The following is a 5519-nucleotide window of genomic DNA, read 5'->3' as shown; positions in this document are numbered from 1 at the left end:
TATGGTGCCCAGGAGAGGACTCGAACCTCCACACCGTTGCCAGTACTAGCACCTGAAGCTAGCGCGTCTACCATTCCGCCACCTGGGCACGTATCGTGTGGGGTGCTCTAAGGCTCAGCCGGGTGACTGTCAATCGCAATTTATGCGAAAATCGGAAAATCCTGCTCGCGAGGCGCTGCAACCGGGGGTTTGGCCTTGTGACAGGGGCGGTGCGCGGGTACATCCTGTCAGAGAATTTATCTACAGGAGCGGCAGAATGTCTAAGCTGGTCACGATTTATGGCGGTTCGGGGTTTGTCGGACGCTATATCGCGTATCGCATGGCCAGAGCTGGTTGGCGGGTGCGGGTGGCGGTGCGCCATCCCAACGAGGCGCTCTTTGTGCGGACCTATGGTGTGGTCGGCCAGGTCGAACCTGTTTTGTGCAACATCCGCAACGATGGCTCTGTGGCCGACGCGCTGCGCGGCGCGGATGCGGTGGTGAACTGCGTTGGCATTCTGGTCGAGACCGGCAAGAACAGCTTTGACGCCGTGCAATCTGAAGGGGCCGAGCGTATCGCCCGCATGGCCGCCGCCGAAGGGATCGGTCATTTCGTCCATGTCTCTGCCATCGGCGCGGATATGGAGGCCGAAAGCGACTATGCCCGCACCAAAGGCGAGGGCGAGGCGGCCATTCTCAAACATATGCCCCATGCCGTGATCCTGCGCCCCTCGATCATGTTCGGGCCAGAGGACGAATTCTTTAACCGTTTTGCAGGCATGACCCGCACCGGCCCGATCCTGCCGGTCGCCGGGGCCTCGACCCGGTTCCAGCCGGTGTTCGTCGATGACGTGGCCAAGGCGGCGGAAAAAGCACTGGAGGGGCAGGTCTCTTCGGGCGTCTATGAACTCGGCGGTCCCGATGTGGATACCTTCCGCGGGTTGATGCAGCGCATGCTTAAGGTGATTCACCGCCGTCGTTTGGTGCTCAACATGCCGTGGTTCCTCGCCAAAATCGTCGCCTTCGGGTTCGATATGGTGCAGACGGCCACCTTCGGGCTGTTCACCAACAAGATGCTGACCCGCGATCAGGTCAAGAACCTGCGCAAGGACAATGTCGTGGCGGACGGTGCGCGCGGCTTTGCCGAGCTTGGCATCACCCCCACCGCGATGGATGCGGTGCTGCCTGACTATCTCTGGCGGTTCCGGCCCTCGGGGCAGTATGACGCCATCAAAGCATCGGCACGTAACCTGCGGCAGGGATAATGGAACAATCGACCACTCTGATCGCCGCCTTTCTGGGTTTGCTGGAGGGGCTGACAGAGTTCATCCCCGTATCTTCGACCGGGCATCTTTTGTTGGCCGGTCATTTTCTGGGTTTCGAAAGCGCCGGACGGACCTTTGAGGTCGTGATCCAATTGGGCGCGGTGCTGGCGATCCTGACGGTTTATTCTGCACGGCTTTGGGCGGTCTTTTCGGCCGCGCCGCATGATCCGCAGGCGCGGCGGTTCATCTGGTCGGTGCTTCTGGCCTTTCTGCCAGCGGTCGTGATCGGCGTTTTGGCGCATGACTTCATCAAAACGGTCCTTTTCGAGACGCCCCTGCTGATTGCCGTCATGTTGGTACTGGGCGGGGTGGTCCTGCTGGTCGTCGACCGCATTGCTCCTGCGCCGTCCCATTCCGATGCGACCAAATTCCCGCTCTCGATGGCCTTCAAGATCGGCGTGATCCAATGTCTCGCCATGGTGCCGGGCACCTCACGTTCGGGGGCAACGATTGTTGGCGCCCTGTTGCTGGGCGCCAGTAAACGGGCGGCGGCGGAATTCTCCTTCTTTCTGTCGATGCCGACGATGGCGGGCGCTTTCGCCTATGACATCTACAAGAACCGCGATGTGCTGGATGCCTCGGCCATGGGGGAGATTGCCGTGGGCTTCGCCATGGCCTTTATCTCTGCCGTTTTCGTGGTGCGTTGGGTGCTCGATTACATCAGCCGCTATGGCTATGCGCTTTTCGGATGGTGGCGAATCCTTGTCGGTGGGGTGGTTATCCTCGCACTTTGGGCTGGGTTTTAGGAGGTAGGTCCGCATCGGACCTTAAATGATGCATAAAAATGATGGCCGAGCCTCCCATTTGCTCGGAAAGAGGTAAATGGGTCAGTATTGCTGTCTTTTATTTACTTTGACGCTCTCGTATACGAGCCTTCTGACGGAATTTGTCGAAGGAACGGGTATATGGCGAAGCAGGTCATGCTAAAATTTACAGACGTTGCGCGGGATATGCCCGAAAAGCGCCCGCCCGATTTGCGCCGGACGGATTTCGATGAAATTTACGCCGAATATGCGGATGCCAAAGCGGCAGAGCAGTCGAGCCGGTGCAGCCAATGCGGCGTGCCCTATTGCCAGACCCACTGCCCGCTGCACAACAACATCCCTGACTGGCTGCGCCTGACCGCCGAGGGGCGTTTGCAAGAAGCCTATGAGATCAGTCAGGCCACCAACACCTTCCCCGAGATCTGTGGCCGTATCTGCCCGCAGGACCGCCTCTGCGAAGGCAACTGCGTGATCGAACAGTCGGGCCATGGCACCGTCACCATCGGCTCGATCGAGAAATACATCACCGACACCGCTTGGGAGCAGGGCTGGGTGAAACCCGCCGCTCCGCCCGAAGAACGGCCCGAAAGTGTCGGCATCATCGGCGCAGGCCCGGGCGGTCTGGCGGCAGCGGATATGCTGCGCCGCGCGGGCGTGCAGGTCACCATCTATGACCGCTACGACCGGGCGGGCGGCTTGCTGACCTATGGCATCCCCGGCTTCAAGCTTGAGAAAGACGTGGTTCAGCGCCGCAATGCGCAGCTTGCCGAAGGTGGTGTGACCTTTGAGTTGAACTGCGATGTCGGTGTCGACATCAGCTTTGGCGCGATCCGGGGCAAGCATGATGCCGTGATCATCGCGACCGGCGTCTACAAAACCCGTGAGATCGAAGCCCCCGGTGTGGGCGGTTTCGGCGTGGAGCGGGCGATCGACTTCCTCACCGCTTCCAACCGCAAGAGCTTTGGCGACACGGTCGAAGAATTCGAAAGCGGCCGTCTGAACGCCGCGGGCAAGAAGGTTGTCGTGATCGGCGGTGGCGACACGGCGATGGACTGCGTGCGCACCTCGATCCGTCAGGGTGCGGAAAGCGTCAAATGCCTCTACCGCCGCGACCGGGCCAATATGCCGGGCAGCCAGCGCGAGGTGCAAAACGCCGAAGAAGAAGGCGTGATCTTTGAATGGCTGAGCGCGCCCAAAGGCTTCGTCGGCGATCCGGTGACTGGTGTGATGGTCCAAAAGATGCGCCTCGGCGCGCCTGACGTGACGGGCCGCCAGTCGCCCGAGGTGATCGAAGGCGCCGACTATGTCGAAGAAGCCGACATGGTGATTATGGCCCTCGGCTTTGAGCCCGAAGACCTGCCGACGCTTTGGAACGAGCCGGAGCTGCCGGTCAACCGCTGGGGCACGATCAAGGCCGATTACGTCACCGGGGCGACCGCGCTCGACGGGGTCTATGCCGTGGGCGACATCGTGCGCGGGGCGAGCCTTGTGGTTTGGGCGATCAAGGATGGGCGCGACTGCGCGCAGGCAATCCTTGACGATTTCAACGGCGCGCAGCGCATCGCGGCGGAGTGATGGTATCGGGGCGGCCCTGCCGCCTCGCGCCCTGCGGCGCTGCCCGAGACCAAAAGTGAAATAGACGTGACGCTCCGCAGCCCTGCCTTTGCCGGCGCGCACGAGAACAAAACCAAGGCCCAAGTCAAAGCAGGATTTGCGGCGTTTGTGGAAGGAACCAAGCCATGACCAAATATGATGACGCCTGGGTGGCCCGCGAAGAAGCCAAACGCGCGATGATGGCCGAAAAGGGCATGTATAGTTTCGAGGAAGAGCATTCCTCCTGCGGCGTGGGCCTTGTGGTCAACATCAACGGCGAAAAGACCCGCGAGGTCGTGGTCAACGGGATCAACGCGCTCAAGGCGATCTGGCACCGCGGCGCGGTCGACGCCGACGGGATGACCGGCGACGGCGCGGGCATTCATGTGCAAATCCCCGTGCCCTTCTTCTATGAGCAAGTCCGCCGCACCGGCCACACCCCGCGTGAGGACGAGTTGATCGCCGTGGGCCAAGTCTTCCTGCCGCGCACCAATTTCGCGGCGCAAGAGACATGCCGGACCATCGTGGAGACCGAAGTGCTCCGCATGGGCTACTACATCTATGGCTGGCGCCATGTTCCGGTCGACATCTCGGTGCTGGGTGAAAAGGCCAATGCGACCCGGCCCGAGATTGAGCAGATCCTGATCTCCAACGCCAAGGGCGTGGATGAAGAGACATTTGAGCGCGAGCTTTACGTGATCCGCCGCCGCATCGAGAAAGCCGCCATCGCGGCGCAGGTGCCGCAGATGTATATCGCTTCGATGTCCTGCCGTTCGATCATCTACAAGGGCATGATGCTGGCCGAACAGGTGGCCGAATTCTATCCCGACCTGAAAGACGACAAATTCATCAGCGCTTTCGCGATCTATCACCAGCGCTATTCCACCAACACTTTCCCGCAGTGGTGGCTGGCGCAGCCCTTCCGCATGTTGGCCCATAACGGTGAGATCAACACCCTCAAGGGCAATATGAACTGGATGAAGAGCCATGAGATCCGCATGGCGAGCGCGACCTTTGGCGAGATGGCCGAGGACATCAAGCCGATCGTGGCCTCCGGCTCCAGCGACTCGGCGGCGCTTGATTCCGTGTTCGAAGTGCTCGTGCGCGCGGGCCGCTCCGCACCGATGGCCAAGACAATGTTGGTGCCGGAATCCTGGTCGAAACAGGCCGTGGAACTGCCGCAGGCGTGGCGCGACATGTATTCCTATTGCAACTCCGTCATGGAGCCTTGGGACGGTCCCGCCGCCTTGGCGATGACCGATGGCCGCTGGGTCTGCGCCGGGCTTGACCGCAACGGGCTGCGCCCGATGCGCTATGTCGAAACCTCGGACGGCATGTTGATCGCCGGTTCCGAGGCCGGGATGGTGCCGCTGGACGAGGCGCGCGTCGTGGCCAAGGGCGCGCTTGGCCCCGGGCAGATCATCGCGGTGGATATGGCAGAGGGCAAACTCTTCCATGATACTGAAATCAAAGACAAACTGGCCGCCAATCAGCCCTTCGGCGAATGGGTCGGCAAGATCACCGAGATGGATGGTGTCCTTGCCGGTGTCACCGAAAAGCCGCTGTTCGAAGGGGCCGAGTTGCGCCGCCGTCAGGTGGCCGCGGGCTATACCATCGAAGAATTGGAACAGATCCTCGCGCCGATGGCCGAGGACGGCAAGGAAACGCTGGCCTCGATGGGCGACGACACGCCTTCGGCGGTGCTTAGCGGCCAGTACCGCCCGCTGAGCCATTTCTTCCGCCAGAACTTTAGCCAAGTCACCAACCCGCCAATCGACTCCTTGCGTGAATTCCGGGTGATGAGCCTCAAGACACGGTTCGGCAACCTCAAGAACGTGCTCGACGAAGACAGCTCCCAG

Annotated in this window: 4 protein-coding genes and 1 tRNA gene; 4 read left to right on the top strand and 1 reads right to left on the bottom strand. The window is 61.1% G+C overall.

The features are described from left to right. Positions 1-2: 2 nt before the first annotated feature. Positions 3-88, bottom strand: a tRNA-Leu gene (locus tag FCK22_RS17710). 168 nt (positions 89-256) lie between these two features. Here FCK22_RS17710 and FCK22_RS17705 point away from each other — a divergent pair. The 4 genes from FCK22_RS17705 to FCK22_RS17685 all read left to right on the top strand — a co-directional run. After that, a complete protein-coding gene (locus FCK22_RS17705; RefSeq protein ID WP_067263874.1) occupies positions 257-1243 on the top strand; it encodes a complex I NDUFA9 subunit family protein in 987 nt (328 codons plus the stop codon). Continuing rightward, positions 1243-2049 carry an undecaprenyl-diphosphate phosphatase gene (locus FCK22_RS17700; protein WP_136720729.1) on the top strand — a complete coding sequence of 269 codons (807 nt, stop codon included), beginning with the start codon at positions 1243-1245 and terminating at the stop codon, positions 2047-2049. Before FCK22_RS17705 ends, FCK22_RS17700 begins: the two co-directional genes overlap by 1 nt. A gap of 159 nt (positions 2050-2208) precedes the next feature. After that, on the top strand, positions 2209-3642 hold the full coding sequence (locus FCK22_RS17695; RefSeq protein WP_067263870.1) for an NAD(P)-dependent oxidoreductase: 1434 nt from the start codon (positions 2209-2211) through the stop codon (positions 3640-3642). Between the two features lie 164 nt (positions 3643-3806). Beyond that, a partial coding sequence (locus tag FCK22_RS17685) for a glutamate synthase central domain-containing protein (RefSeq protein WP_282705409.1) occupies positions 3807-5519 on the top strand: 1713 nt, incomplete at its 3' end.

Origin of the sequence: Sulfitobacter sp. 15WGC (assembly GCF_005068605.1) — a bacterium.
Lineage (GTDB): Bacteria > Pseudomonadota > Alphaproteobacteria > Rhodobacterales > Rhodobacteraceae > Sulfitobacter > Sulfitobacter faviae.
This window is presented reverse-complemented; position numbering and strand designations above follow the sequence as displayed.